23 protein-coding genes and 14 pseudogenes are annotated in these 25,611 nt (G+C 51.1%); 11 read left to right on the plus strand and 26 right to left on the minus strand.

What is annotated here, in order from left to right; genetic code table 11:
- Positions 1-42 precede the first annotated feature (42 nt).
- The 4 genes and pseudogenes from QUF14_RS27790 to QUF14_RS27805 form a co-directional block, all read right to left on the minus strand.
- Positions 43-2,007, minus strand: a pseudogene (locus tag QUF14_RS27790) (ParB/RepB/Spo0J family partition protein).
- A gap of 63 nt (positions 2,008-2,070) precedes the next feature.
- Positions 2,071-2,304 (minus strand): DUF905 family protein, encoded by a 234-nt coding sequence (locus tag QUF14_RS27795; protein ID WP_000005990.1) that lies wholly within the window; start codon positions 2,302-2,304, stop codon positions 2,071-2,073.
- Between the two features lie 57 nt (positions 2,305-2,361).
- Positions 2,362-2,901, minus strand: coding sequence for a single-stranded DNA-binding protein (locus QUF14_RS27800; protein WP_047088942.1), 540 nt, complete (start codon positions 2,899-2,901; stop codon positions 2,362-2,364).
- An 85-nt stretch (positions 2,902-2,986) separates the two neighbouring features.
- Positions 2,987-3,088 (minus strand): annotated as a pseudogene (locus QUF14_RS27805) (single-stranded DNA-binding protein); the annotation flags it as partial.
- Positions 3,089-3,202: 114 nt separating this feature from the next.
- On the opposite strand from QUF14_RS27805, the pseudogene QUF14_RS29145 reads away from it, so the two are divergent.
- Positions 3,203-3,373 (plus strand): annotated as a pseudogene (locus tag QUF14_RS29145) (hypothetical protein); the annotation flags it as partial.
- Here the strand turns inward: QUF14_RS29145 and QUF14_RS27810 are convergent.
- The 5 genes and pseudogenes from QUF14_RS27810 to QUF14_RS27830 all read right to left on the minus strand — a co-directional run bounded on the left by QUF14_RS27810 (position 3,373) and on the right by QUF14_RS27830 (position 6,022).
- On the minus strand, positions 3,373-3,630 hold the full coding sequence (locus QUF14_RS27810) for a hypothetical protein (protein WP_023147917.1): 258 nt from the start codon (positions 3,628-3,630) through the stop codon (positions 3,373-3,375). The pseudogene QUF14_RS29145 and the gene QUF14_RS27810 overlap by 1 nt on opposite strands.
- A pseudogene (locus tag QUF14_RS27815) lies at positions 3,543-3,756 on the minus strand (hypothetical protein). Before QUF14_RS27815 ends, QUF14_RS27810 begins: the two are co-directional and overlap by 88 nt.
- A gap of 25 nt (positions 3,757-3,781) precedes the next feature.
- The gene (locus QUF14_RS27820) at positions 3,782-4,345 is read right to left on the minus strand and encodes a class I SAM-dependent methyltransferase (protein WP_047088974.1); all 564 of its coding nucleotides are present in this window, start codon (positions 4,343-4,345) and stop codon (positions 3,782-3,784) included.
- Between the two features lie 33 nt (positions 4,346-4,378).
- Positions 4,379-5,740, minus strand: coding sequence for a DUF3560 domain-containing protein (locus QUF14_RS27825; RefSeq protein WP_000170678.1), 1,362 nt, complete (start codon positions 5,738-5,740; stop codon positions 4,379-4,381).
- A 51-nt stretch (positions 5,741-5,791) separates the two neighbouring features.
- Positions 5,792-6,022 carry a hypothetical protein gene (locus tag QUF14_RS27830; RefSeq protein WP_000218655.1) on the minus strand — a complete coding sequence of 77 codons (231 nt, stop codon included), beginning with the start codon at positions 6,020-6,022 and terminating at the stop codon, positions 5,792-5,794.
- 516 nt (positions 6,023-6,538) lie between these two features.
- On the opposite strand from QUF14_RS27830, the pseudogene QUF14_RS29150 reads away from it, so the two are divergent.
- Positions 6,539-6,832, plus strand: a pseudogene (locus QUF14_RS29150) (hypothetical protein); the annotation flags it as partial.
- Positions 6,833-7,001: 169 nt separating this feature from the next.
- Here QUF14_RS29150 and QUF14_RS27835 read toward each other — a convergent pair.
- The 8 genes and pseudogenes from QUF14_RS27835 to QUF14_RS27870 form a co-directional block, all read right to left on the minus strand.
- Entirely contained in the window at positions 7,002-7,193 is a 192-nt protein-coding gene (locus QUF14_RS27835; RefSeq protein ID WP_047088977.1) for a hypothetical protein, read from the minus strand.
- A complete protein-coding gene (locus tag QUF14_RS27840; RefSeq protein ID WP_032167172.1) occupies positions 7,190-7,612 on the minus strand; it encodes a DUF1380 family protein in 423 nt (140 codons plus the stop codon). The genes QUF14_RS27835 and QUF14_RS27840 overlap by 4 nt, the downstream gene beginning before the upstream one ends.
- Before the next feature lie 46 nt (positions 7,613-7,658).
- Complete coding sequence (locus tag QUF14_RS27845; RefSeq protein WP_047088978.1) at positions 7,659-8,084, minus strand: antirestriction protein; 426 nt, start codon at positions 8,082-8,084, stop codon at positions 7,659-7,661.
- A 417-nt stretch (positions 8,085-8,501) separates the two neighbouring features.
- Positions 8,502-9,272 (minus strand): YubG family protein, encoded by a 771-nt coding sequence (locus QUF14_RS27850; RefSeq protein ID WP_001006223.1) that lies wholly within the window; start codon positions 9,270-9,272, stop codon positions 8,502-8,504.
- Between the two features lie 44 nt (positions 9,273-9,316).
- Positions 9,317-9,744 (minus strand): annotated as a pseudogene (locus QUF14_RS27855) (DUF1380 family protein).
- Positions 9,740-9,961 (minus strand): YubE family protein, encoded by a 222-nt coding sequence (locus tag QUF14_RS27860; RefSeq protein ID WP_001104895.1) that lies wholly within the window; start codon positions 9,959-9,961, stop codon positions 9,740-9,742. The pseudogene QUF14_RS27855 and the gene QUF14_RS27860 overlap by 5 nt, the downstream one beginning before the upstream one ends.
- The gene (locus QUF14_RS27865; protein ID WP_000085877.1) at positions 9,962-10,645 is read right to left on the minus strand and encodes a DNA methylase; all 684 of its coding nucleotides are present in this window, start codon (positions 10,643-10,645) and stop codon (positions 9,962-9,964) included.
- Between the two features lie 78 nt (positions 10,646-10,723).
- On the minus strand, positions 10,724-11,053 hold the full coding sequence (locus QUF14_RS27870) for a hypothetical protein (RefSeq protein WP_047088698.1): 330 nt from the start codon (positions 11,051-11,053) through the stop codon (positions 10,724-10,726).
- A gap of 14 nt (positions 11,054-11,067) precedes the next feature.
- Between QUF14_RS27870 and parM the strand changes: the two genes are divergently transcribed.
- The 3 genes and pseudogenes from parM (at position 11,068) to QUF14_RS27885 (ending at position 12,963) form a co-directional block, all read left to right on the plus strand.
- Entirely contained in the window at positions 11,068-12,030 is a 963-nt protein-coding gene (parM, locus tag QUF14_RS27875) for a plasmid segregation protein ParM (protein WP_000959884.1), read from the plus strand.
- Between the two features lie 2 nt (positions 12,031-12,032).
- The gene (locus QUF14_RS27880; protein WP_024166183.1) at positions 12,033-12,383 is read left to right on the plus strand and encodes a plasmid partitioning/stability family protein; all 351 of its coding nucleotides are present in this window, start codon (positions 12,033-12,035) and stop codon (positions 12,381-12,383) included.
- Positions 12,384-12,489: 106 nt separating this feature from the next.
- Positions 12,490-12,963: pseudogene (locus QUF14_RS27885) on the plus strand (AcrIF11 family anti-CRISPR ADP-ribosyltransferase).
- Between the two features lie 303 nt (positions 12,964-13,266).
- Here QUF14_RS27885 and QUF14_RS27890 read toward each other — a convergent pair.
- From QUF14_RS27890 to QUF14_RS27905, 5 genes and pseudogenes are all read right to left on the minus strand, one after another.
- Positions 13,267-13,470 (minus strand): annotated as a pseudogene (locus tag QUF14_RS27890) (hypothetical protein); the annotation flags it as partial.
- A 105-nt stretch (positions 13,471-13,575) separates the two neighbouring features.
- Entirely contained in the window at positions 13,576-13,851 is a 276-nt protein-coding gene (locus tag QUF14_RS27895) for a type II toxin-antitoxin system RelE/ParE family toxin (RefSeq protein WP_000421249.1), read from the minus strand.
- Positions 13,851-14,135, minus strand: a complete 285-nt coding sequence (locus tag QUF14_RS27900) for a CopG family ribbon-helix-helix protein (RefSeq protein WP_001355337.1) — start codon at positions 14,133-14,135, stop codon at positions 13,851-13,853. The genes QUF14_RS27895 and QUF14_RS27900 overlap by 1 nt, the downstream gene beginning before the upstream one ends.
- A 200-nt stretch (positions 14,136-14,335) precedes the next feature.
- Positions 14,336-14,392: pseudogene (locus QUF14_RS29155) on the minus strand (hypothetical protein); the annotation flags it as partial.
- Between the two features lie 123 nt (positions 14,393-14,515).
- Positions 14,516-15,000: pseudogene (locus tag QUF14_RS27905) on the minus strand (IS3 family transposase); the annotation flags it as partial.
- Between the two features lie 13 nt (positions 15,001-15,013).
- On the opposite strand from QUF14_RS27905, the pseudogene istA reads away from it, so the two are divergent.
- From istA to fdnI, 6 genes and pseudogenes are all read left to right on the plus strand, one after another.
- Positions 15,014-16,014 (plus strand): annotated as a pseudogene (gene istA / locus QUF14_RS27910) (IS21 family transposase).
- A pseudogene (istB, locus tag QUF14_RS27915) lies at positions 16,011-16,783 on the plus strand (IS21-like element helper ATPase IstB). The pseudogenes istA and istB overlap by 4 nt, the downstream one beginning before the upstream one ends.
- Before the next feature lie 305 nt (positions 16,784-17,088).
- On the plus strand, positions 17,089-17,265 hold the full coding sequence (locus QUF14_RS27920) for a hypothetical protein (protein ID WP_157839835.1): 177 nt from the start codon (positions 17,089-17,091) through the stop codon (positions 17,263-17,265).
- A gap of 356 nt (positions 17,266-17,621) precedes the next feature.
- Positions 17,622-20,672 carry a formate dehydrogenase-N subunit alpha gene (gene fdnG, locus QUF14_RS27925; RefSeq protein ID WP_000395613.1) on the plus strand — a complete coding sequence of 1,017 codons (3,051 nt, stop codon included), beginning with the start codon at positions 17,622-17,624 and terminating at the stop codon, positions 20,670-20,672.
- A gap of 12 nt (positions 20,673-20,684) precedes the next feature.
- Positions 20,685-21,572 carry a formate dehydrogenase subunit beta gene (gene fdxH, locus QUF14_RS27930; protein WP_001251453.1) on the plus strand — a complete coding sequence of 296 codons (888 nt, stop codon included), beginning with the start codon at positions 20,685-20,687 and terminating at the stop codon, positions 21,570-21,572.
- A complete protein-coding gene (gene fdnI, locus QUF14_RS27935) occupies positions 21,565-22,218 on the plus strand; it encodes a formate dehydrogenase-N subunit gamma (protein WP_000045939.1) in 654 nt (217 codons plus the stop codon). The genes fdxH and fdnI overlap by 8 nt, the downstream gene beginning before the upstream one ends.
- 104 nt (positions 22,219-22,322) lie before the next feature.
- On the opposite strand, the pseudogene QUF14_RS27940 reads toward fdnI, so the two are convergent.
- The 4 genes and pseudogenes from QUF14_RS27940 to QUF14_RS27955 form a co-directional block, all read right to left on the minus strand.
- Positions 22,323-22,736: pseudogene (locus QUF14_RS27940) on the minus strand (IS66 family transposase); the annotation flags it as partial.
- Between the two features lie 32 nt (positions 22,737-22,768).
- Positions 22,769-22,921 (minus strand): annotated as a pseudogene (locus QUF14_RS27945) (IS66-like element accessory protein TnpA); the annotation flags it as partial.
- A gap of 201 nt (positions 22,922-23,122) precedes the next feature.
- Positions 23,123-24,295 carry a nucleotide sugar dehydrogenase gene (locus tag QUF14_RS27950; RefSeq protein ID WP_001028042.1) on the minus strand — a complete coding sequence of 391 codons (1,173 nt, stop codon included), beginning with the start codon at positions 24,293-24,295 and terminating at the stop codon, positions 23,123-23,125.
- 31 nt (positions 24,296-24,326) lie between these two features.
- Positions 24,327-25,472, minus strand: a complete 1,146-nt coding sequence (locus QUF14_RS27955) for an alginate export family protein (RefSeq protein WP_236927345.1) — start codon at positions 25,470-25,472, stop codon at positions 24,327-24,329.
- Between the last annotated feature and the right edge of the window lie 139 nt (positions 25,473-25,611).

Below are 25,611 nucleotides of genomic sequence, written 5' to 3' on the forward strand. Positions count from 1 at the left end.
GTCTCCGGCGGGGCGGCGTGATAAATGGTTTATGACTGGCGGTCAGGCGGCTTCTGCCTGGTCGTCACGGTACTCCGTGGTTTCCGTCTCTGCCTGTGGACGTGGTGCACACATCCAGCCAGGCACCCAGCGGTTGTCTTTCATGTGGAACTCTGCATGTTCAGCGGCATCGCCTTTCTTCATCTTCTCTGCGTCCCGTGCGGCACCGGACAGTCCTGCCTCATTCAGGGCTGCGATAATCTGCGGCTTTTTCAGGTGTCCGAAGAAGTTTGCTTTTGTCGGCTGCCACCAGTCGCGCATATGAAAGCCGATGGCGCTTTCCAGCGAATCCAGCGGACTGCGTGACGTGTGACCATACTCACGGATCTGAACACCGTGGATGCTGCACGCAGTGCAGAAACTGAGCAGGGATAACAGCACCTCCTGACTGAGTGACAGGAACGTCGTCATGTCACGTGACCATCCCTCCGGTAACAGGGCAGCAAGACGGGCTTTTTCTGCCATCATCGCCATGAATGCGGCACCGTCCTTCCCCGATGGCGCATCGCTGGTCAGCGCATAATGCTCACATTCCAGACGAATTTTTGCGGGATTGCTGTAAGCTCCGCTGCCAAACACATTCAGGCAGAGCGTCCATGCCAGCAGTGCCAGGGATTTGTCCGGTTGCTGCATCAGTGCTGCCTGGACTGCCAGCGTGCGTTCGGAAGACATTTTCGTCAGCAGTGGCAGACTGATTTCCTCCACTGACGCTTTCTCCTGCACCTGTTCCGTGCGGTCAGCGTCGTCAGCCGCGTCATCTTCACTGCGCAACTGCACACCACGCTGGACACACACATTACCGTAACGCCAGGACACCACCACACCGCTTCCGGCACGCATCTCCGGCGTCCACGCTCTGACCTTCGCCATGCAGCGCATCAGCTTCATTTCTGCTTCCAGCAGGTCGGATTCCTCACACTGGTTTTCCAGTGTGTCGTAACGTGCCATCAGTTCGTTCAGGCGTTCTTCTTCTGCCTCCGTCAGCACCGCTTCCGGCTCCGGCAGACTGCGATATGTTCCGGCATCCTCACGGCAGAAACCGACAGGCTCCATGCGTCCGGCGCACCATTCTCAGCCTTCAGCTTCCCGAAGGTGTTCAGCGACAGCCTGGAGTTTTTCCAGCAGGGCGGCATCGAGCGCAACACAGTCCACATAGCCACCCTCGTCGTCGCTGAACAAGTCAGTGCGCAGTTCATCTGGCGAGAAGGCATCAGCCCCCACGAAGCGGAATTTAGTGTTCCCCACCACCGCCACTTCACTTTCGGTCACCAGACGACGAATGGTCTGTACTTCCGGTTTACCTCCCCATCCCGACTGACAGGCGGCTTCAAACACCTGCACCTGACGCGCGGTGTCGTTCTCCAGCGCCAGCGCCTGACAGTGCTCGGTGGTGATGCAGTCTTCTGCCAGCGCATCGAGGATAACCGGGGCAAGGTCAGCCAGTTTCAGCATTCGCTGAACGTGGCGGGGTGAATAGCCCAGCAAATCACCGATTTGTGCAGGTGTTTTGCCTTCCTGCGCCATTGCGCGGAATCCGGCAATCTGTTCGGCAGGGTGCATATCCCGACGCTGACCGTTCTCGGTCATCGATGCGGCAGTCGCCAGCTCCTGCGGAATGACCTTCACGCGTACAGGCCAGTCAGCCGGAAGGATGTTGCGCTCTGCCAGCATGTTGAGTACTGCCAGTCGGCGACCGCCTGCGGCGACACCGTAACGGTCACCTGGCAGGGCATGAACAACCAGATTCTGTAACAGGCCGACACCTTTAATGGAGTCCGCCAGTTCGCTGACGGACTCCGCAGAATACGGCACCGTGCGCACATTCAGTGGTGATTTAATCAGTGAGGCCAGCGGCACGCTCACTTCCGCCGTCTGCGCCAGCAGGGCAGACAGGACTGTTTCCTGCGTTTTTGCAGGTTTACGGCTGGATTTACGCTCCGTTTTTGTCTTAGACTCTGTAACTGACATATATTTCTCCTTTGACCGGGATGGTTGTATGTCTGCCGGACGCGTTCCCGTCCGGCACCTCTCTTACTTAAGAATGCCGAAATCCCGGATGACATGGTTCATCCAGTACCCGGCACCGTCCTCAAAATTCCAGGTGCGCCAGACCATTGCACCGTTATTACGGACAACCAGGCGAAACTGTTCGCCGTGGTCATCCTCGATAAAGACGTTCCGGTACTGTGCGGCAACGGCTTCGGCATGTTTGCGGGTAAAAGGACCGTCAGGCAGTCCCTGAAGTATTCTGAAATATTCGCTCATCCTCATCTCTCCGGTGATGCCCCGCGCAGGGCGGGGCGGTTATCACAGTCAGGCCAGTCAGAACGGGATATCGTCTGAAAACCCGTAATCCTCCCCCTCCGGCGGTTGCGGCTGAGGCTCGGGCTGCGCGGCCTTACGTCCACGGCCTTTCGTTTTTGCGCCACCTTTTTTCGTACCGGCCTCCGCCTGTGGTTCCGGCTGAGGATGACCGCTGAACTGTTGCCCCTCTTCCGGCTGAGTCTGAGCACCTGCGGCACGTCCCAGCATCTGCATGGTGCCCGTGGTCTTAACAAGAATTTCGGTGACGTAACGGGTGATACCGTTATCCTCCCAGTTACGGGTGCGAAGCTGACCTTCGATGTAGACCTGCGCGCCCTTGCGCAGATATTCGCCAGCCACTTCCGCGAGCTTGCCGAACAGCACCACGCGGTGCCATTCCGTCAGTTCCTTAATTTCTCCCGTCTGTTTGTCGCGCCAGCTTTCTGACGTGGCCACCTGCAGGTTTGCCACTGCGCCCCCGTTGGGGATGTAACGGACTTCCGGGTCTTTACCCAGACGACCAACGAGTACAACCTTGTTAATTCCACGAACTGCCATGATGTGCCTCCTTCTGTTGATGTTTTCAGCCCCCATCACCCGTTGAGTTTCGGGAGCCGCGGTTTTGACGTTTTGCGGGGACCTATCTTTTGTTCCCTCCGGTATTAACCATCACCCGTTTGAGAACCTTCGCCGCAAGGGGCATCACTGCCACGGCCGGAAACGACTGTCCGGGGGCAGACCGCAAAAGTTTTTGCCTGCTTTTGGGCAAAAACTTTTGTGGGATGTGCATTTCACCCCTGGACTGGCGGAGACGGTTGTGGCTGTCTTTGCCCCCGGCGACAGGGGCTTACACGGGTGTATGGCACCGGATACAACAACGGGCAGGCACCCGCCGCAACGACGAAGAGCGCGTGCGCGAAACGGCGTTGCCCCTCACATCCCGGCGGCCTTTTGCCGGGATGCCAGGAGCGCAGGCCACGGCGCGACAGAGGCGGCGCGACCGTTCCGGTCGCTGCAAGCCGGGGGTTTTCACGCATCGGACCGTAGCGACAGCCCGAAACCGCGCCAGCGGGTTCGGCGGAGACTGGCAGGTGCGCCAGCAGCTGCCTGTCGGAGTCGGGCCTGACGACCGGATGCCGCCAGGCAGCCGGGAGCCGAAGGGGCGCCCGGCAGACAGGACAACACTGCAGTAGTCAGAATCAGAGCAGCAGGAAAAAGAAGAACAGTAGCAGTAGCAGTAGCAGTAGCAGTAGCAGTAGCAGGAACAACAACATCAGTAACAGACAAATGACAGGCATGAAGAAACAGAAGCCCCCATCAGAACGTCCGCGTAATGAAAGGGGCGGCGCGTCAGCGCGGCCCCTTTCAGCGCTGCCGGCGCGCGTTTTTTTCCCGGCGCGGGCAGACAGGCATTTATCCTCCCGCCTGCCCGGCGTCATCAGGCACGCAGACGAATAATCATCGTCGGAACACGGGTATAAGCAAACGTACCGCGTGGCAGCTCCTCGCGGACGTCAGAAAACGGTAACAGCTTCTCCTGCTGGCGCGGCCCGTTCAGACAGACGGCAACCAGCACGCCCCCCGGACGCAACAGGGAAAAAGCCCGCAGGATATGCCGGATATCCTGCCCGTGACTGAACGGCGGATTCATAATAATCCGGCTGTAATACTGCGCCGGCTGCCATTCCATGAAGTCACCATGCTGCACCCTGACACCGTTAAAATTTTCCCGCAGATACCGGACCAGTCCGCTGTTAATCTCCACCGCATCACACATGGCCCCCGGCGCGGTATCCCGAATCGCCCGCAGTATGGCTCCGGTGCCGGCAGAGGGTTCCAGAATGTGATCACGGTTGCTGATCTCCGCCAGTGTCACCAGGCGCTTACAGACCGGGGCAGGTGTCACAAAAAGCTGAGATTCAGCCCGGATTTCAGCAACCGGCGCGGCGTTATCCAGCCTTGCGCGCATCAGCCGGATACGTTCTCTTAACTGACTGTGCATGTCATTATCTCCGTCATACCCCGGGGATAAGCCTTATTTCTGCGGGATTTCCGTGATTTTCATGTCGGTGATATACACATTCACCAGGCGGAAATTATTGTCCATTGTGCGGCGGTAACGATATGCCCCGTGGTCTTCTGCCTCTGCCACACTGCGCACGGCCTTACAGTCCCGGGGCAGGGCAGCCCACTGTGCCTTTGTCATTTCCCGGAAACCTTCTCCCGGATAGTTGACAACAGGCGGGCGCTTCGCGGCCTGTCTGGCGACGGCGGCCTCTTCTGCCGATGGTGCTTTGTAGTCCGTGATGCGATCGGGCGTCACTTTCATCGTGCCGCTGTACCCGAGAAAACTGTAATTTGGCGTTGTGACTGAACTCACCGCCCCGTTGCTTTTGTTCACACGGATGATGGTCAGCCACTCGCCCCGGCTGAAAACCTGCCCGCCCGGCTCAAAATCCTGTGTCCGGGTAACCACGCCGCCGCTTTCGTCCAGCATGGCACGCTCATAGATCAGGCGGTTCTGATAGTGGTTAACCCAGCGTTGCTGACGCTGAATCTGCCGTTCATGACAGCGGATCGCAATTTCGCGGGCCTGCTCCGTGGTGATGATGTCATCATCCAGGGCCGACCATAACGATCGACTTCCTTCATACTGGCTTTTTTCTGCCGGGCGCGGATACGTATCCAGCGGGAAACAGGCGCTGATATGGTCATGACTGCTGATGAGTTTTGCCATATTCAGATCCAGCGATTCAGCCCGCCACATCGTCAGATATTTCTGCGACTGCGCGATGGTCTTTTCAGACTTGCGCAAATCAGCTTCGATTTTTTTGATACGACGCCAGCGAACGTCCGGACGTTCTTTATACTTCGCGTGAAGCAGTGCCGACCGCGCCCGCTCTTCCCAGTATTCCGCACGTTCAAAGAGCATCACGGCACGTTTCATGCCGTTTTCAATACGCTGCGCATCACGACGGGCGCGGCGTTCACTGTGATGCCCCACAAGAATGGGCTGACCGGGCGGGATCATCGCGGCCAGTCTTTCCACTTCATCAAGTGCCTGTGCGGATTCACTGGCCCGCTTTCCGCTGTATCCGGTAAACCGCTCCGCCCGTGCTTCCTGACGTTCAGCGAGCGTGCTGTCTTCATCCTCAATCTCTCCGGCAAGTGAGAGGAGCACGTCTTCCCGGCCCGGTGTCCAGGCTGGCGCCACAAACAGCGCCTGTTTGGGTGCCCAGCGGAAACCGGCATCATGAACTTTTTTATACGTCTCCGGGTCAAGACGTGACGCGGCATACAGGCGCAGTTTGTTGTCATCCGGTGAGTAGGTCGCGCGGTACATCTGCACAGGGCTGGCGGCTTCCGGGGCGGTCATGGTGATTGCTGCTAATGTCATAAAATGTTCTCCTTCCGTCTGTTGCCGCCCCTCGCGGGGCGGCTCACCTCATCAGTTAAAAGCGCGTTTCAGTTCGAGTGTGCGGAGCACCTGCCCGAAGGCCGTGTTTTTCATGGCGGGGATGTGTACACCACGCCCCCGGTGAAAACTCCGGGCTATGTGTCGCCCGAAGGCTTTCAGCACGGGGTCAATTTCCGGCGCGGGGATGTCTTCGCGTCTGAAACGGGGATGACGGCGGGGCTTTACAGCCGCTGAGGAAGGTGAAACAATGCTTACAGTCATAAATGGATGCCTTATGACAAGTGGATTAACAATGCCGTCAAAATTGGTCGCACAATTCTTACGGCGTGGATTAAGCAGGTCCCTGACCTGCTTTTTTCATATCTGCATCTGACGCTTTCCGGTGTTTTCCTCCTTCTGTTCCTGCGTTCTCATTACCTGCCAGCCGGATGACTGACAGAACAAATAAATGCGTATTGCCGGAGCCTGAAATAAATCCTGATTTTTAAAGAACATCACCCGTTGAGTTTCGGGAGCCGCGCTTTTGACGTTTCGCGGGAACCTGCTGCTGTATTCCCTGTGGTATGAACTTCACCCGTTTGAGAACCTTCGCCGCAAGGGGCATCACTGCCACGGCCTGACGCACCTGTCCTGGGCAGAACGCAAAATTTTTTACCGGGTTTTGGGTAAAAAATTTTGTGGGCTGTTCATTTACCCTGGACAGTCAGTGCGGCAGGTTGTGGCTGTATCAGCCCCCGGCGACAGGGACTCATACGGGTGTGTGGCACCCGGCAGGCAATGAGCAGGGACCCGCCGCAACGACGTGAAGCGCGTGCGCGAAACGGCGTTGCGCCTTACATCCCGGTGTCTTTTTGCCGGGATGCCGGGAGCGCAGGCCACGGCGCGACAGAGGCGGCGCGACCGGAACGGTCGCTGCAAGCCAGGGTTTCGCGTCAGGGGTGGAAGCCCGCCAGGGCGGAGACAGCTCCGCTGGCTCCGTTCACGACAGCCCGCCCCGCCAGGGGGACGCCCGGGAAAGCCATAAACAGGAGAGGAACGGAAATAAGAAGAGGAAGAAGAAGAACAGTAACAGGCACGGTAACCACAGAAAAATAACATCAGAAAAAAACATTCCGGACACATCACAAACGGGAAGGGTAACGGGCGACGCGTCAGCGTAGCCCGCTTCCCTTCCGGCAGGCGTCAGCCTGCCAGGGGTTTTCGCGCGGGCTGACAGGCGGCCTCCACCGCCTGCCCTGTATCACCTGTGTCTGCTGCCCTGAAGGATGTACTGACCGCCCAGGAAAACCGCCTGCTGATTCGCCACAAAATCGCAGATTTCATCAACAATCTGCGCGGTGGTGAGTGGTTTCTGCCCCATCTCACGACGCCGCGCATTAATCACAGCTTTGTAATTGCACAGAATTTCGCGGGTTTCTGTGCTGATATTCATGACATGTGCTCCCCATCCAGCGCCTGTAACACAACATCCATTGCTTCGCGTTCTTCCCTGACGAATGCGTCACCGTCGCCCCCGTTCTCACTCCCGACGGCATACAGGCGCTTCATTTCACTGCCCGCCAGCGCCATTACTTTTTCCAGCATCACCGCCGGGACTGTCACCTGACGGCTGGCGCGCTTTTCTTCCATCAGTTCACGAACAACGTCGTGAACAATGCTGACATCCGCACCATATTCAAAGGCATCGTCCAGCCGCTGCATGACGGTTTCCAGCTCATCGTCTGTCAGACTCCAGTCCTGGGCTATGTGACGCACATCCCCACGGGTCAGCACCACGGCAAAAACGCATTCACTGTCCGGCACGTCTGTATCCAGCACTTCGCGGATGATTTCTTTAACAGTACAGTACATGTTCTCGTCTCCTTTACAGGGACGGCATTGCCGCCCCGTCCGTTAATCAATCCAGTGCCGCGTAAATCGCGTTACATTCAGGATGAAATTCGATATGGCTCCACAACTGCGCATCACGCATCCGGTACAGGTGTGTCAGTCCCGCATCACCGCTGTCGTGGTACAGCCACAACTGGCGGTTAATCACAAGGGAGGTCAGAATAATGCCTGCGGCATCGGCGCTGACCGTGCGGTCAAACCAGTTTTCACCGTTGTTCAGATGAAAACGGTCGCCGTCCGGCATCATGTAACCGCCACCGTCCGGCAGGCGGATGAAGTGCCAGAAGCCGCCTTCATATTCCGGCATCATTTTTTTCGCCAGCGCGTACACAGATGCCTCGGCATACAGAAAATCGTTGCCAAACAGATACGGCAGAAAGGAAAGGCGGTCGCACTCTTCTACGTTCAGAGTGACAGGTTTCGCATACTGCATGATGTTTTCCTCCGTTGTTCACATATTCCGCGACACCGGGCGGTGCCGTGCCTCCATAAAAGCCGGGCGATAAGGCGGGGATGCACAGGGCGCAAGGGAAGCCGCAGCCTGACGCACACGGCTGGCGGGAGTTGGAGGGTGAGACCGCGAAATCTGAGCGGGTGAACGACCGGAAAATCACGGCAGACGGGAAGGAGGGACCGGGTGACCGCAGCGGCGAAGCGTACCCTTGCATCCCTGCCAGCCCGGCTAAGATGGAGGCACGGCACAGCCCGCACACGACGCTGAGGCCACATAACTGAAAAACCACAAGGCCATGCCCTGCATGGCCGGGTAAAGCGGAGCCGGCGGCGACTTCCTTTGTGCTCTGTCCGGGGACCGGCAGGAAAAAGGCGGGGATTTACCCCGCCAACGTCATCATTTCCGGATTTTTGCCAGGGCATCCGCCATGCTGCGGATTTCGGCCCGGGCTTCCCGGACCACCTCCCGCAGAACACCACGGTCAAACCAGCGGCGGGGCGGTTCATCCGGTATACGCAGCACATCGCAGGCCAGCCCACTGGACAGGATATGCTCAATACAATCGCTGACCAGGTACATTTCCACCGACGAAAAACGTGCTCCCCGGTTCACGATGGCATCGAGCACCACGGGCAGGTTTTCGTCATCTTCATCGAGCCAGCAGGGGTGATCGCTTTCCTTCACGACCAGGCGAAAGCGGCGCGTCTGGCGGATCAGCAACGTCTGACCGGTGGTGGTCAGCGCCGCCCGGATACGCCGCGCATCTTCTGCCACCTGGTAACAGATGCTTCGTACCGCATCGTGCACCGCATCAAGAACTGCCCTGATTTCGTCTTCGGTCAGCCATTCACCCGCATACGGGAAAGACACCTGCGTTCCGTCTGCCGGAAGTACCGGCAGCGACTGCCACTGACTGCCGGACAGTACCAGTTCCGCCCCGGTTCCGGTCAGTTTGTGAATGGCGGAGGCCAGGTGCGGCGGCAGCACGCCATCGTGGCGGTTAACGAGTAACGTCGCCAGCCGGGGCGCATCCAGCCGCACGTAAATGCTGATCCAGCCCGGATAGTTCGGATTTCGCTGGTCAACATCCGTCTCTTCCGGCCAGCCCTGCGCCAGCAGCAGGTTACGGGCGTGGCGACAAATCAGTGCATTCAGCGTTTCGTTCATGATTCATGGTCTCCCTGAATCGCCACCCGCAGGCGGCGATAACATCAGTCGTTTTCGTGTGTGTTGTTTTTCCGCAGGGCGCGGGCCTGAATAACCACCGTCTGACGGCGGGTAATGCATTCCGGGCGGCCCATTCACGTTTCCACAGTGCCTGTTCAGCGGTCTGAATCAGGGACGCCAGCAGTTCAGCAGGGACGGTCACCTGGCGGTTTTCGCTCACGTTGCTGATAATCTCCATCGCCGCACCGGAAGAAATACCGGACTCAATCCGCTGGTCTTCCGGGATGTCCTCCAGGCGCGCCAGGACAGTCCTGATTTCATGATCGGTCAGGGAAATATCCATTCCGTCAGCCAGTGCCTGAATCTCTTCCGGGGACCAGACAACCAGCATCAGCGGCGTGTCTCCCGGATACTTTGCTACCAGCTCCCGGCAGAGTATTTCGCATGTCCGTACATACTCTCTCCCCTCAATCTTTGAAGCAGGAATCCAGTTCCAGAATTTCGGTATATGCTTCCATCAAGAGGCGGTTTGCGCGAAACAGCGTCTGACGCACCAGACGTTCCGGCAGGGTGTCGGCATTAAAGCTGTACCGCTGCTCCATCTCATTCATGGTTGTACGCAGGTCGCACATGGCACTGGCCACCTCCGCCACTTCGGCGCGAAGTTTTTCGTGTCCGGCATAATTCATTTACGCAGCCTCCGGCATAAACCAGTCATCATTCGCGGCCCCCTGCTGCATGGCCCGTTGAACGGCAGCCAGTCGTTGCTGTCCGGCACGGTGATACTGCTCAAGCAGCTCGATACCGATATACCGGCGTCCGGACCGGAGGGCGGCAACGCAGGTTGAGCCGCTGCCTGCAAAAGGGTCCAGCACAATAGCGTTCGGGTGTGTGAAGCTCTCAATCAGCGGTTGCAGGCTGCTAACAGGCTTTTCCGTCGGGTGATGACGATTGCCTGAATATTTCCAGCCCTGCACATCCGGTAAGGGTTTCTGAGGCAGCGCCGGACGCCCTTTTGCCAGGATGTAGGCGCATTCGTGGCGGTACGCGACATACGCAGATTTGGATGTGTAGTTTTTGGTGAACACAAGGTGCCCTACCACGCTGAATCCGGCGCGTTTCCAGGCCGCCATAAAGCGGTCAATACGGTTCCAGCCGTAGAAGCTGACCATCAGCGCGTCTTTTTTGAGCACGCGGTACATTTCATTGCAGGCTGGTTGAAGCCACTCGTCAGTTCTGTCACCGGCAAGAGTACGGCCGGAACGGTCGCAGAAACCGACCAGATAAGGTGGGTCGGTGATGATGAAATCGACAACATTGTCCGGAAACGTGGCCATAACTCGCACGCAGTCACCCAGAATAAAACGGGACATAACAGCACTCTCCTTCTCTTACAGAGGGCACCAGGAGGGCCCCCCTGTGGTGCCCGTTCCCCGCTGCCTGTGGGCTGTTCACCGCGTCCGGTAACGGGTCAGGCCGACCGTGGAATATCGCAGCCGTCGTCTTTTTGACGGCGAGAATATGCCGCGAAAGCGGCTTGAAGGGCGTTCATCAGAAAAGGGCGACAGGCTGGCGTACACTGTCACCGACGCCAGCCGGGAGCGGTAAAAGCGCCCGTCCCGTGCCCGCCGGACGCGGGACACTGACCACAGGCAGCGTTCCTGCCGCGCCGCGTCAGCCGGCGCAGTAAAAAGAGGAGCCCGGCGACATCTTTTGTTACTTGCCAAGAAAACCCCAAAATAACCCACAACAACCCCAAATAAACACCAAAAAAACACCATAAGGAGTTTTATAAATGTTGGTATTCATTGATGACGGTTCAACAAACATCAAACTACAGTGGCAGGAAAGCGACGGAACAATTAAACAGCACATTAGCCCGAACAGCTTCAAACGCGAGTGGGCAGTCTCTTTTGGTGATAAAAAGGTCTTTAACTACACACTGAACGGCGAACAGTATTCATTTGATCCAATCAGCCCGGATGCTGTAGTCACAACCAATATCGCATGGCAATACAGCGACGTTAATGTCGTTGCGGTGCATCACGCCTTACTGACCAGTGGTCTGCCGGTAAGCGAAGTGGATATTGTTTGCACACTTCCTCTGACAGAATATTACGACAGGAATAACCAACCCAATACGGAAAATATTGAGCGTAAGAAAGCAAACTTCCGGAAAAAAATTACATTAAATGGTGGGGATACATTCACAATAAAAGATGTAAAAGTCATGCCTGAATCTATACCAGCAGGTTATGAAGTTCTACAAGAACTGGATGAGTTAGATTCTTTATTAATTATAGACCTCGGGGGCACCACATTAGATATTTCTCAGGTAATGGGGAAATTATCAGGGATCAGTAAAATATACGGAGACTCATCTCTTGGTGTATCTCTGGTCACATCGGCAGTAAAAGATGCCCTTTCTCTTGCGAGAACAAAAGGAAGTAGCTATCTTGCTGACGATATAATTATTCACAGAAAAGACAACAACTATCTGAAGCAACGAATTAATGATGAGAACAAAATATCAATAGTCACCGAAGCAATGAATGAAGCACTTCGTAAACTTGAGCAACGTGTATTAAATACGCTCAATGAATTTTCTGGTTATACGCATGTTATGGTTATAGGCGGTGGCGCAGAATTAATATGCGATGCAGTAAAAAAACACACACAGATTCGTGATGAACGTTTTTTCAAAACCAATAACTCTCAATATGATTTAGTTAACGGTATGTATCTCATAGGTAATTAATGATGGACAAGCGCAGAACCATTGCATTCAAACTAAATCCAGATGTAAATCAAACAGATAAAATTGTTTGTGATACACTGGACAGTATCCCCCAAGGAGAACGTAGCCGACTTAACCGGGCCGCACTGACTGCAGGTCTGGCCTTATACAGGCAAGACCCCAGGACCCCATTCCTTTTATGTGAACTACTGACGAAAGAAACCACATTTTCGGATATCGTGAATATATTGAGATCGCTATTTCCAAAAGAGATGGCCAATTTAAATTTTTCAACAATCATTCAGTCCTCTTCACAACCGGAGCAAAAAAGTGATGAGGAGACAAAAAAGAATGCGATGAAGTTAATAAACTAATTAAATTATGATTGCGTTTCCTTTATCCACTATCAGGCTGGATAAAGGGAACTTAATCAAGTTATTTTCTTGCCAGTCATTACATAAAATAAACAGGGTCGTTATTATGAAATTATTCCACGGAACTTATGAAAAAGTGGCTCCAATAATCAAAATTGGTGAGTTCGCAATGTCTGGCAATAACGTTTTTGATGGGTTATTTGCCAGCCCGGAGCGCGATATTGCTGCCAGTCACGGAAACACCGTATTCATATACCATGTTGATGATGATAAAATAGCCAAATCCCGTGATCTTGATGCTCATTTTCAAGAGGTTTATGCCTTCTTACATAACGAACTGGATACTGCTGACGTAGAGGAAATAGCAGATCACGTCATGTGGGATAACAATTCAGATATCGAGGATTTTGCAGATATTCTCTCGCCACGCCTCGGCAGCGATATTAGGGGAGCATACTCATGGTAATTGCAACGCCTGCGTGGTCGTGTAGCCACTTACCTTGGATTTGATGCCATAGAAATGAACGATGAACACGGCACAAGTTACCTCATTGTGAATCCACAAATTAAAGGTGAATAAAATGAATTCCCGCATTAAAGGGACCAGATATTCTCCAGTTCCTCCTGTCCTGCAAGGCTATACGGTCTGTACAGCAATGAAAATGAGCTGTACGCGGTTGAAGGATTTACCCGCAGTCGGGCCGTGAGGGCCGCTTACGAACATGTATGACAGAGTTACATTTATACAATGTCCTGCAGGGCATAGAAGGGGCGAAAGAAAATACCTGGGCGAAGCCGCTGAACATCATTCTGGCGATTCCAATAAAGGTACTTGCTCGCGCTCTGTCATTTTCTGAAACTCTTCATGTTGCATTTCGATTTTCCTTCTAAGATCATAACGCGCATACCTGTTCTTTTTATGTATATCTATATCTATTTTTGTGACGAGTTCAAACCACAATGTTCGCACTCCCCATGCAGCGTTATGAAACATTTCCGCAACGGCTATAGAGTCTGTATTAACTGCTTCAGTCATATAGTCGCTAATACGTTCAGCGGTAATTTTCGTTATTTCATCGTAATTCATTTTATCTCCTACAAGATTATTTAATGGAATACAAAATATCTGGCCTGATAATAATTTTCCAGAATTAATATCTGCAGGCTATGTTAAGTTGTCCTCACACACAATCTACCTGTTTTCTCGTGTGTGCCACAGGCGCAATACATAAATAGTCTGACCAGTAAGTTCGTAACGGATTTCGTACTCACCAGCAAAAATCCGTCTGACCTCCCTGGGTTCAAACTGAAACAACTGTTCTCCCATACGTGGATGAGTTAACAGAATGATCGGTGCCTGTGTCAGGGACTGCACCGTTCTGGCTGCAGCTGGTTTACTGGCCAGCGCCAGAAAATCATATAACCGCGCCAAATCAGAAAGCGCCTTACTGGTCCACTTCAGTTCCATCAGCGAGGCACCGGTAACGAATTGTCAGTATCGAGGCTGTCCGCCCAGGCCTGTACAGCCTGATGGTCGATAACCCGTCCGGATGTCACATCGTCCAGTGCTTCCAGCGTCAGGCGATTACGCTCCTCCTCCTGGGCAATCCATGCAGAAAGCGCCTGTTTGATAATCCAGCCCCGGGACCGTTCCAGTCTGGCGGCCATCTGGTCGACTTTATCAGCCATAAGTAATGGCACATGCGCGGTAATTACTTTTGTTGCTTGTGCGGTATTGTTTTTCATTTGCATATCCGATTAGTTGTTAATCACATTTAATCATAGTGATTACATTCAGGCGGAACAAGGCAAATAATGCGCGCCAACGCATGTAAGGCGGCACTCCGTTGTTTCATATGGCACAGAAATAAAACCGCCGAAGCCCGGCGTAAGCCGGTACTGATTGACAGATTTAACCTTACCCACCCCATCCTGTTAAGCCATACCCACTTTCAGCCATGACAGAGCCTCTGTACGCGGTCGGAGTGGTCCCGACAAGGGTTTCCCGCAGTCGGGGCGTATCTCCGCGTTAGCGGACCGTGAGGGCCGCTTACGAGCGTGTATGAGAGACGTTGTCAACGCCACGATGTTTGACCGTTATGGGGATGCAGACGATTTCCTAGACTGCTTTATCATTCCAGCCCGCATTGTTGGCGGTACATTTTGGGGCTGACGGCACCCAGCGATAATTTTATACGCCGCTCGTTATACCATCTGAGTAAGCATCCACTTACTGCATGAACTTTTCTGGCGTGATGTCTGACCATTTACGCCCATAATACATTTCCATTTTCAGTCTGCCGAAAAAGCCTTCACATGCGGCATTATCAGGTGAACATCCTTTACGGGACATTGAGCGAATAAGACCTGCTGCATTCACTCTTTCCAGCCAGCCTGGCCAGCGATAATGCCCACCTCTGTCACTGTGTGTCACCGGTCGTTCGCCAGCATTTAACGTTTCGACCGCATTATCCAGCATGGTGTTGACCAGTTCAGCGTCGGGACGTGTACTGAGAGACCAGCTCACAACTTTTCCATCGAAGCAGTCCACGAGCGGTGATAGCTAGACTTTACCTGCAGGGAGCTGGAAATCCGTGATATCTGTCAGCCATTTCTGTTTTGAGACAGTTATGGAAATTAAAATCCTGCACAAGCAGGGAATGAGTAGCCGGGCGATTGCCAGAGAACTGGGGATCTCCCGCAATACCGTTAAACGTTATTTGCAGGCAAAATCTGAGCCGCCAAAATATACGCCGCGACCTGCTGTTGCTTCACTCCTGGATGAATACCGGGATTATATTCGTCAACGCATCGCCGATGCTCATCCTTACAAAATCCCGGCAACGGTAATCACTCGCGAGATCAGATACCTAGGATATCGTGGCGGAATGACCATTCTCAGGGCGTTCATTCGTTCTCTCTCGGTTTCTCAGGAGCAGGAGCCTGTTGTTCGGTTCGAAACTGAACCCGGACGACAGATGCAGGTTGACTGGGGCACTATGCGTAATGGTCGCTCACCGCTTCACGTGTTCGTTGCTGTTCCCGGATACAGCCGAATGCTGTACATCGAATTCACTGACAATATGCGTTATGACACGCTGGAGACCTGCCATCGTAATGCGTTCGCTTCTTTGGTGGTGTGCCGCGCGAAGTGTTGTATGACAATATGAAAACTGTGGTTCTGCAACGTGACGCATATCAGACCGGTCAGCACCGGTTCCATCCTTCGCTGTGGCAGTTCGGCAAGGAGATGGACTTCTCTCCCCGACTGTGTCGTCCCTTCAGGGCACAGACTAAAGGTAAGGTGGAACGGATGGTGCAGTACACCCGTAGCAGTTTTTATATCCCACTAATGACTCGCCTGCGCCCGATGGGGATCACTGTCGATGTTGAAACAGCCAACCGCCACGGTCTGCGCTGGCTGCACGATGTCGCTAACCAACGAAAGCATGAAACAATCCAGGCCCGTCCCTGCGATCGCTGGCTCGAAGAGCAGCAGTCCATGCTGGCACTGCCTCCGGAGAAAAAAGAGTATGACGTGCATCCTGGTGAAAATCTGGTGAACTTCGACAAATCCCCCCTGCATCATCCACTCTCCATCTACGACTCATTCTGCAGAGGAGTGGCGTGATGATGGAACTGCAACATCAACGACTGATGGCGCTCGCCGGGCAGTTGCAACTGGAAAGCCTTATAAGCGCAGCGCCTGCGCTGTCACAACAGGCAGTAGACCAGGAATGGAGTTATATGGACTTCCTGGAGCATCTGCTTCATGAAGAAAAACTGGCACGTCATCAACGTAAACAGGCGATGTATACCCGAATGGCAGCCTTCCCGGCGGTGAAAACGTTCGAAGAGTATGACTTCACATTCGCCACCGGAGCACCGCAGAAGCAACTCCAGTCATTACACTCATAGAACGTAATGAAAATATCGTATTACTGGGGCCATCAGGTGTGGGGAAAGCCCATCTGGCAATAGCGATGGGCTATGAAGCAGTCCGTGCAGGTATCAAGGTTCGCTTCACAACAGCAGCAGATCTGTTACTTCAGTTATCTACGGCACAACGTCAGGGCCGTTATAAAACGCCGCTTCAGCGTGGAGTCATGGCCCCCCGGTTGTTCATCATTGATGAAATAGGCTATCTGCCGTTCAGTCAGGAAGAAGCAAAGCTGTTCTTCCAGGCCATCGCTAAACGTTACGAAAAAAGCGCAATGATCCTGACATCCAATCTGCTGTTCGGGCTGTGGGATCAAACGTTCGCCGGTGATGCAGCCCTGACCTCAGCGATGCTGGACCGTATCTTACACCACTCACATGTCGTTCAGATCAAAGGAGAAAGCTATCGACTCAGACAGAAACGAAAGGCCGGGGTTATAGCAGAAGCTAATCCTGAATAAAACGGTGGATCAATATTGGGTCGTTGGTGGAGATATAAGTGGATCACTTTTCATCCGTCGTTGACACAATGGAACAAATTGCTGCCCATTGTGAGTCATATTCGCCCTGATTTTCCAGCACCATACGGGTCGCCCGCTGACGGACTTCGGGGGAAAACCAGTATTTTTAGTCATCCTGTTTACCTCCTTCTCAGAGAGTTTCATCTCCAGGATTCCCGGGACAGTTCACAGGAATTCTGCACTTTGATAATTTTGACGATGCCGTTAAGTGCTGCGCAGACCTGAATATTTCGTTCTTTGTGGATGTGGGAAACAAAAAGATGGTCTTCTGGTTTGTTCGTGTTGATGACGAAGGCTATCCGGAAATTGCCCGCTGTACGGAGTGGGTGTTTGCGACCATTCTTGCCGGTATCAGCGCCGGCGGTATGTACTGTCCGGAGTGCGGCACGGTTCACTGGCCGGACGGAGTCCCCCCCTTCTGATGCTTCCCCTTTTTGCCGACATTTTTCAGCAGGGAAACCGCTTCGTCAGAGGGGGAAGTCGCAGTGGTCACCCGACTCAGTACTTTAGTGTCAACCTCCGGTATCTAGTTGCTTCTCCTCTGCTCTATAAAATAAATCAACTATCATCACACTGCGAGTTCATATGTACCGCCAGTGACGCATCTGAAAAACGCGTCAATATGAGTTCACCGGAATATTACTTACCCCCGGAACATCACCAAAGGGAATGGAGGGAGAGGGGAGACTGATTTTGGCTAAAAGTTAATTGCCCATAAAATAATTTAACATTAAAATAACCATATTTTTTCATGTCTTAAGTTTAAGCTGGAGAAAAAATGGAGTTCAATCGGAGACAGTTCTTTCGAATCTGCGCGGGCGGTATGGCAGGAACAACTGTTGCATCTCTCGGATTCTTATCATCTTTTTCCGTTCACGCGGAAACCCGTCAATACAAACTCTTAAAAGCAAAAGAGACACGTAATAACTGCACATACTGCTCAGTAGGGTGCGGCATGCTGATGTACAGTCTTGGCGATACAGCTAAAAACGTCAAAGAAAGTATCTACCATATTGAGGGCGATCCGGATCATCCGGTGAGCCGTGGCTCGTTGTGTCCTAAAGGCGCTGGCGTGTTGGATTATATTCATAGTAAAAACCGTCTGCAGTATCCCGAATATCGAGCACCTGGGGCAGATAAATGGCAGCGTATTAGCTGGGATGATGCGATTAATCGTATTGCCCGACTCATGAAAGATGATCGTGATGCCAACTTTATTGAGAAAAACGCACAGGGCGTTACTGTCAACCGATGGGCCACTACAGGCATGCTATGTTCCTCAGCGGCAAGCAATGAAACCGGGATCCTTGACGGTAAATTTGCTCGTGGACTAGGTATGGTCGCTATCGACTGTCAAGCACGATTATGTCATGGCCCCACCGTTGCTGCTCTTGCACCAACATTTGGACGTGGTGCTATGACCAACAATTGGGTCGATATTAAAAATGCCAACGTAATACTTATTATGGGCGGCAATGCTGCTGAGGCACATCCGGTAGGCTTTAAATGGGTGGTCGAAGCGCAAACTAAAAACGACGCGACCGTGGTGGTGGTAGACCCGCGCTTTAACCGTAGCGCCGCCGTCGCCGATCTGTATGCGCCAATACGCGCTGGTTCAGACACAGTATTCCTGCTCGGAGTAATCCGTTATCTGCTGAAGAACAACCGGGTGCAGCACGACTATGTGCGCCATTACACGAACGCCAGCCTTATAATACGTGATGACTATCAGTTCAATGACGGTCTGTTTAGCGGCTATGACGACAAGAAACGTCAGTATGATAAATCAAGTTGGTTCTATCAGCTTGACGAACAGGGTAATGCCCTGCGTGATGATTCATTGAATCACCCACGCTGCGTGTGGAATTTGTTGAAAACTCACGTCGAGCGTTATACGCCAGAAATGGTTAACCGACTGTGTGGGACTACCGTGGCGGATTTCAATCGAATCTGCGAAATTCTCGCTAGTACCTGTGTTCCTGATCGCACCGCCACCATCCTGTACGCACTGGGTTGGACACACCACTCCAACGGGGCACAGATTATTCGCGCCGCTGCTATGCTCCAGTTACTACTGGGTAATATAGGTATGGCAGGCGGTGGTGTTAACGCCCTACGTGGCCATTCCAATATTCAGGGATATACCGATCTTGGCTTATTGTCGACAAACCTGCCGGGCTATATGCCGCTGCCGTCGGAAAAACAGCCAGACTATCAGACCTATATTTCGCAAATCACGCCACCTGCGTTAGGTGTGAATGAGGTCAATTACTGGAAAAATACTCCGAAATTCTTTGTTAGCATGATGAAAAGTTTCTGGGGCAATAATGCAACAGTGGAAAATAACTGGGGCTACGACTGGCTACCTAAATGGGATCGCCTGTATGACGTAATGACTCAGACCGAATTGATGCTCGAAGGGAAGCTCAATGGTTACATCGTTCAGGGATTTAACCCACTGGCGGCGTTTCCCGATAAAAACAAATCAATTCGGGCACTTTCCAAACTGAAATATATGGTGGTTATCGATCCACTGGCCACTGAGTCTTCCAATTTTTGGCAGAATCATGGCGAGATGAACGATGTAACCCCGGCAGATATTCAGACCGAAGTTTTCCGCCTGCCATCTTCCTGCTTTGCTGAAGAAAATGGTTCAATAGCTAACTCCGGGCGTTGGTTGCAGTGGCACTGGGCTGCGGCAGAACCACCAGGTGAAGCCTGGCATGACGGAAAGATCCTTGGCCACCTGTTTATGCGACTGCGTGAACTATATCAGCAGGAAGGCGGAGCGAATCCTCAACCCTTGTTGAATATTGCCTGGAATTATAAAGATCCATATGACCCACACCCAGAAGAGATTGCTCGTGAAGCAAATGGCCAGGCACTTGAAGACATTTATGATGATAAAGGCCAGCTTATTGCCCAGAATGGTCAGCAGCTCAGCAATTTTGCACAGTTACGCGATGACGGCTCTACCAGTTGTTTCTGCTGGGTCTACTGTGGAAGCTGGACAGAGCAAGGTAACCAGATGGCAAATCGTGATAATAGTGATCCATATGGTTTGGGCTGCACACCGGGCTGGGCGTGGTCATGGCCAGCCAACCGCCGTATTCTCTACAATCGCGCTTCGGCAGATCCATCAGGAAAACCGTGGGATCCAAAACGAGCTCTGCTGCATTGGGATGGCAGAAAATGGCTCGGTATGGATGTCGCAGACTATGATAAGGCAGAACCGGGCAGCAGTGTTGGTCCGTTTATCATGAATCCGGAAGGTGTAGCGCGTTTGTTCTCCATCGACAAAATGAACGACGGGCCATTCCCGGAACATTACGAACCCATTGAGTCGCCTATTGGTACTAACCCGCTGCACCCGGATGTTGTATCCAGCCCAGTTGCACGTATCTACAATGACGATATCACCAATATGGGTAAAGCGGATGCCTTCCCGTACATCGCAACAACTTACTCCATTACGGAACTGTTTCGCCACTGGACCAAACATGCTCTGCTCAACGCCATCGTTCAACCCGATCAATTCATCGAAATCGGTGAGGCGCTGGCGAGCAAAAAAGGCATTAAAGCTGGTGATACGGTGAAAGTGATGTCGAAACGCGGCTTTATAAAAGCAAAGGCGGTGGTCACCAAACGTCTGCAAACGCTGATGATCGATGGTAAGCAGGTCGATACAATCGGTATTCCTTGTCACTGGGGCTTTGAAGGTGCTACACGCAAAGGGTTCCTCGCCAATACGTTAACGCCATCGGTGGGTGATGCGAACTCGCAAACACCGGAGTATAAAGCATTTCTGGTCAACATAGAGCGAGCGTAAGGAAGGTGACTCATGGCTATGCAATCACAAGATATTATAAAACGCTCTGCGACGAACAACATCACGCCGCCGCCTCAGGCGCGGAATTACCGTGCAGAAGTGGCGAAACTAATTGATGTAACCACCTGTATTGGGTGTAAAGGCTGTCAGGTAGCATGCTCAGAGTGGAACGATATTCGTGATGAAGTGGGTTACTGCAACGGAGTCTATGACAACCCGACAGATCTCAGCGCTAAGTCTTGGACAGTGATGCGCTTTAGCGAAACCACCCAGAACGATAAGCTGGAATGGCTGATCCGCAAAGACGGTTGCATGCACTGCGCCGATCCTGGTTGTTTGAAAGCCTGTCCATCACCTGGAGCAATCATTCAGTATGCCAACGGGATTGTCGACTTTCAGTCCGAGCACTGCATTGGCTGTGGCTACTGCATTGCTGGCTGCCCATTCAATATTCCCCGGCTTAATCCTGAAGATAATCGGGTCTATAAATGTACGTTGTGCGTTGACCGGGTCAGCGTGGGTCAGGAACCTGCCTGCGTGAAAACTTGTCCGACCGGTGCTATCCAGTTTGGAACCAAAAAAGAGATGCTTAATGTAGCTGAAACTCGTGTGGCACAGTTGAAAAAACGTGGCTATGTCAACGCGGGTATTTACAACCCTCAAGGGATTGGCGGCACCCACGTGATGTATGTACTTCATCACGCGGATCAACCATCTCTTTACCACAATCTGCCAGATGACCCCAAAATCGCCGTACCAGTAAACTTCTGGAAGGGAATTTTAAAACCACTCTCCGCAGCCGGATTTATCGCCACTTTTGCCGGGCTGATTTACCACTACGTGGGAGTAGGCCCAAACAAAGAGACGGATGATGATGAAAAGGAAAACGGTCATGAGTAAAAGCAACATGATTCTGCGTACCAAATTTATCGACCGTGCTTGTCACTGGACGGTGGTAATAAGCTTCTTCCTGGTGTCACTTTCCGGTATTGCGCTTTTCTTCCCAACATTGCAATGGCTTACTGAAACCTTCGGTACACCGCAAATGGGACGAATTCTACATCCGTTTATCGGAGTGATGATTTTCATCATGCTGATGTTTATGTTCGTTCGTTTTGTATACCACAATATTCCCGATAAACAGGATCTTCCTTGGATTAAAGGGATCGTTGATGTACTTAAAGGCAATGAGCATAACGTCGCTGATGTGGGGAAATACAACGCAGGGCAGAAAATGATGTTTTGGAGCATCATGAGCCTGATTCTGGTATTACTGGTTACCGGCGTTATTATCTGGAGGCCATACTTTGCCCATTATTTCTCAATTAACATAGTTCGTTGGTGTTTGTTAATCCACGCGACAGCAGCTATTGTACTGATTCACGCCATTCTGATTCATATATACATGGCGTTTTGGGTAAAAGGTTCAATTAAAGGTATGATTGAAGGGAAAGTTAGTCGACGCTGGGCGAAGAAACACCATCCTCGCTGGTATCGTGAGGTTGAATCTACTGAAAAAGAAACAACGGAATTACAGTCTAAGTAAAAGATCACCTCCTAAGGAGCTGGTTTCAGATTGCAGACAAAGTCCTAAATAACTGCTCCTAATACCGCTACACTGTAAGCGTCAACGGAGCACCGTATTGACGCTTATTTATTGGTGAGAACTACGTTCCATGGCAGGAGTTCGTCAACACGGTTGGAGGGCCATTCCGGCAGTACGCTCAGAATATGGCGCAGATACGCTTCCGGATCGATACCGTTCAGACGGCAGGTGTCGTTCAGCCCGTACAGCAGTGCACCACGCTCGCCGCCGTGATCGCTACCGAAGAACACGTAATTTTTCTTTCCGAGCCAGACAGCACGAAGCGCTCTTTCCGCTGTGTTATTGTCCGCCTCCGCCAGACCGTCATCACTGTAATAACAGAGGACGTCCCACTGATTCAGTACATAGCTGAACGCTTCGCCCAGTCTGGAGTTTTTCGACAGCGTGCCATTCTTCTCCACCATCCATTCATGCAGCGACGTCAGTAACGCTTTGCTTCGCTGCTGCCTGACTGCTATTTACCGGAAAGGGGCCAGTCAGTGAATACCTAGTGAAATCGCTTCACCAGAGAAAAAATAGCGGTTTTGCTGACACCAGTCTGCGCAGAAATGCGCGGGTACGACAGTGACTCGTCAAATCTCAGCTGTAGCACACGCGGGATTAATTCCGGATTATCTGCCAGTACCGCCTTTCGTGCATTCATCTTAAATGTCCTTTTACTGCGAAAATGGACATTGGTATCGGAAACAGGAAAGGGAGGCGAAAGACGGTGAAGCGCTTACCATCAAGGCCAAGGGCGGTTAAGATATCAAAGTGAAATGAGTGCCGCTCCGATTAAGTGAACGGTATTTCACTGGTATCATTTTTTATTGCCTCATCCGGCGAAAAGATGCTTGATAAAGAATTAATCTCGTGAATATATATCACGAGTATATACTTTATCTCTGACATCCATTAATTCATCTGTAATTCTGTTCGCGAGTATAATGTCTGACTTTTTTTTGAATACAGGCAATTCATTGACTAATATTAAATCACTTACTGTTTTATTTTGCAATATTGGTTCATATATAATAATAGATATGTCTCTTGACTTTAGTTGACGGATGATATCCATAACGGCAGACTCACGGAAGTTATCTGAACCATTTTTCATAATAATTCGATAAAAACCCACTACTTTATGTTTTTTTTCCAATACTCTCTGTACAATAAAAGATTTACGTGTATCGTTTGCTCTCACTGTAGCAGTAATAATATCGCAGTGTATATTTAGTTTATCATAGTTTGCTTTCAGTTGTTTCGTATCTTTTGGCAGACAATATCCACCATAACCAAATGATGGGTTATTATAATAATCACCAATTCTTCTATCCAGACAGACACCTCTGATTATATCTTTAGTGTTCAGCCCCGTAATTTCAGCATAGGTATCAAGTTCATTGAAAAATGCCACTCTTGTAGCGAGAAAAGCATTGGAAAATAGTTTTATTGCTTCAGCTTCTGCAGGCTCTGTGAACAAAACGGGTACATCCCTTTTCATTGCGGCATTTTTCATAATACTGGCAAAATGCCTCGCGCACTCTGAACGCTCTCCGATAATAATTCGAGATGGATAGAGATTATCATATAGTGCTTTCCCTTCACGTAAGAATTCTGGTGAAAATATTATTTTGTCAGTGCAATATTTATGTCTGACTTTTTTTGTAAATCCAACAGGGATCGTTGATTTAATGATTATCACTGCCTGTGGATTAAATTTTACCACATCTTCTATAACTGACTCCACAGAAGCAGTATCAAAGAATCCTGTATTAGGATCATAATCAGTTGGAGTAGCAATTATAACATAATCAGCATCTAGGTAAGCTTCACTTTTATGCGTGGTTGCTTTAAAACAAATATTCCCAGTTTGGAATACCTCCCGTATTTCATCATCATCAAGCGGTGAAATTCGTTTGTTCAACTGCTCAACCCTAATGGCATCAATATCAAATGCCGTCACATTATGATAACGTGCAAGAAGTAGTGCATTGGATAACCCAACGTATCCAGTTCCTGAAACGGTAATATTCATATTTCACACCATAAAAATAACGATTATTCAGTTAAATTTTTATTTCTACTTCTAGACCGACTGAATATGCAGGGGAACTGCGGGGAGAATTTTCAGTAGATGATGCCCGAAAACGCTCTGATGGCATAAACATCCCTAGCAATAGCTCAGTTTTTATATTTTTACTAAATTCGTAGCCCCATATAAGATCTATTTCACTCCCGAGATCCAGAGTAGAACTATTGTCATAACGGGACTTCAGGTCTGGATCATGAGAAGATAAAAAATCCCTGTCTGATTGTCTATAATAATGATATACAAGATCCAGTGAACTGCTTGGGGATATATCCATTCCAGTGCCAACCGTCAGGATACGTATATTTGTCAACTCTGGAGATAATGTATTACCATAAATACTGAATTTAGTATTTCCACCAAAGCTGGCTTCATTCGACTGCAATCCGGTCTGATGATATTTTTTACTGGCTATGGCGTAACCTAGAGTAAAGCGGCTGCGCGATGGACTGTTATGAATCCAAGTAAGCCCTGCATCAATTACCCTCCCCTGATATTTTTTTTCGGATTTTTCTGCATACATTCCTCCGACCTCCAGCCAGTGCCGCCATCCCGTATCCGATGTACTGTGGGAACGTATCCCGTAAAAAGACTGACGCTCATATACATCATGCGTGTTTTTATTTACAGCAAAATAAATACCGGTATCCCAGTCCTTTTCCACACTGTACTGCAAAAATGCAGATTGTACGGATATCACATTTTTGTTACGTGTTGTATCATCAAGCAAATCTCGCTGCCAGTAATTCACACGTCCTGCCACCATCTCCACCTGCCAGTCATCTTTTTTCCAGCGCCCCCATATACCATCAAGATTTTCATCAAAAAGCCATTCTCTGACATCGCGGTACAGCCACCGCCCGGCTCGAATTTCTGCTCCTACTTCACGCAAACTTCCCCCTATATATCCCTGAGTCAGTTCCAGTCGGGTTTTATGTTCTTCTGGTTTACCGGAATCCCTCCTAGTTTTGTTTTTCAGTTCAGCTTCCGCCACACCATACAGAGAAGACTTTCTGGCAATCTCAATTCTTAAACGATATTGTGGCTCAAATTCATGTCGGTTTTCCTGCTTTTGTCCCTTCCTTAATGTTCTGTTCCGCCAGCTCTCGCCTTCCAGCTTCATTGTAGAATGAAACCGTATCAGTTGTTCCCGGTTACTTCTGTCCCCGGACAGACTGTTTTTTTTCGGACGAAATAACTCATTGTCAACAGACTCTGAAGCCTGTACAGGAACTACTCCACAAACAAAAAACAGAAGAAAA

The organism is Escherichia sp. HH091_1A (assembly GCF_030295175.1).
GTDB classification, from domain to species: Bacteria; Pseudomonadota; Gammaproteobacteria; order Enterobacterales; family Enterobacteriaceae; genus Escherichia; species Escherichia coli_F.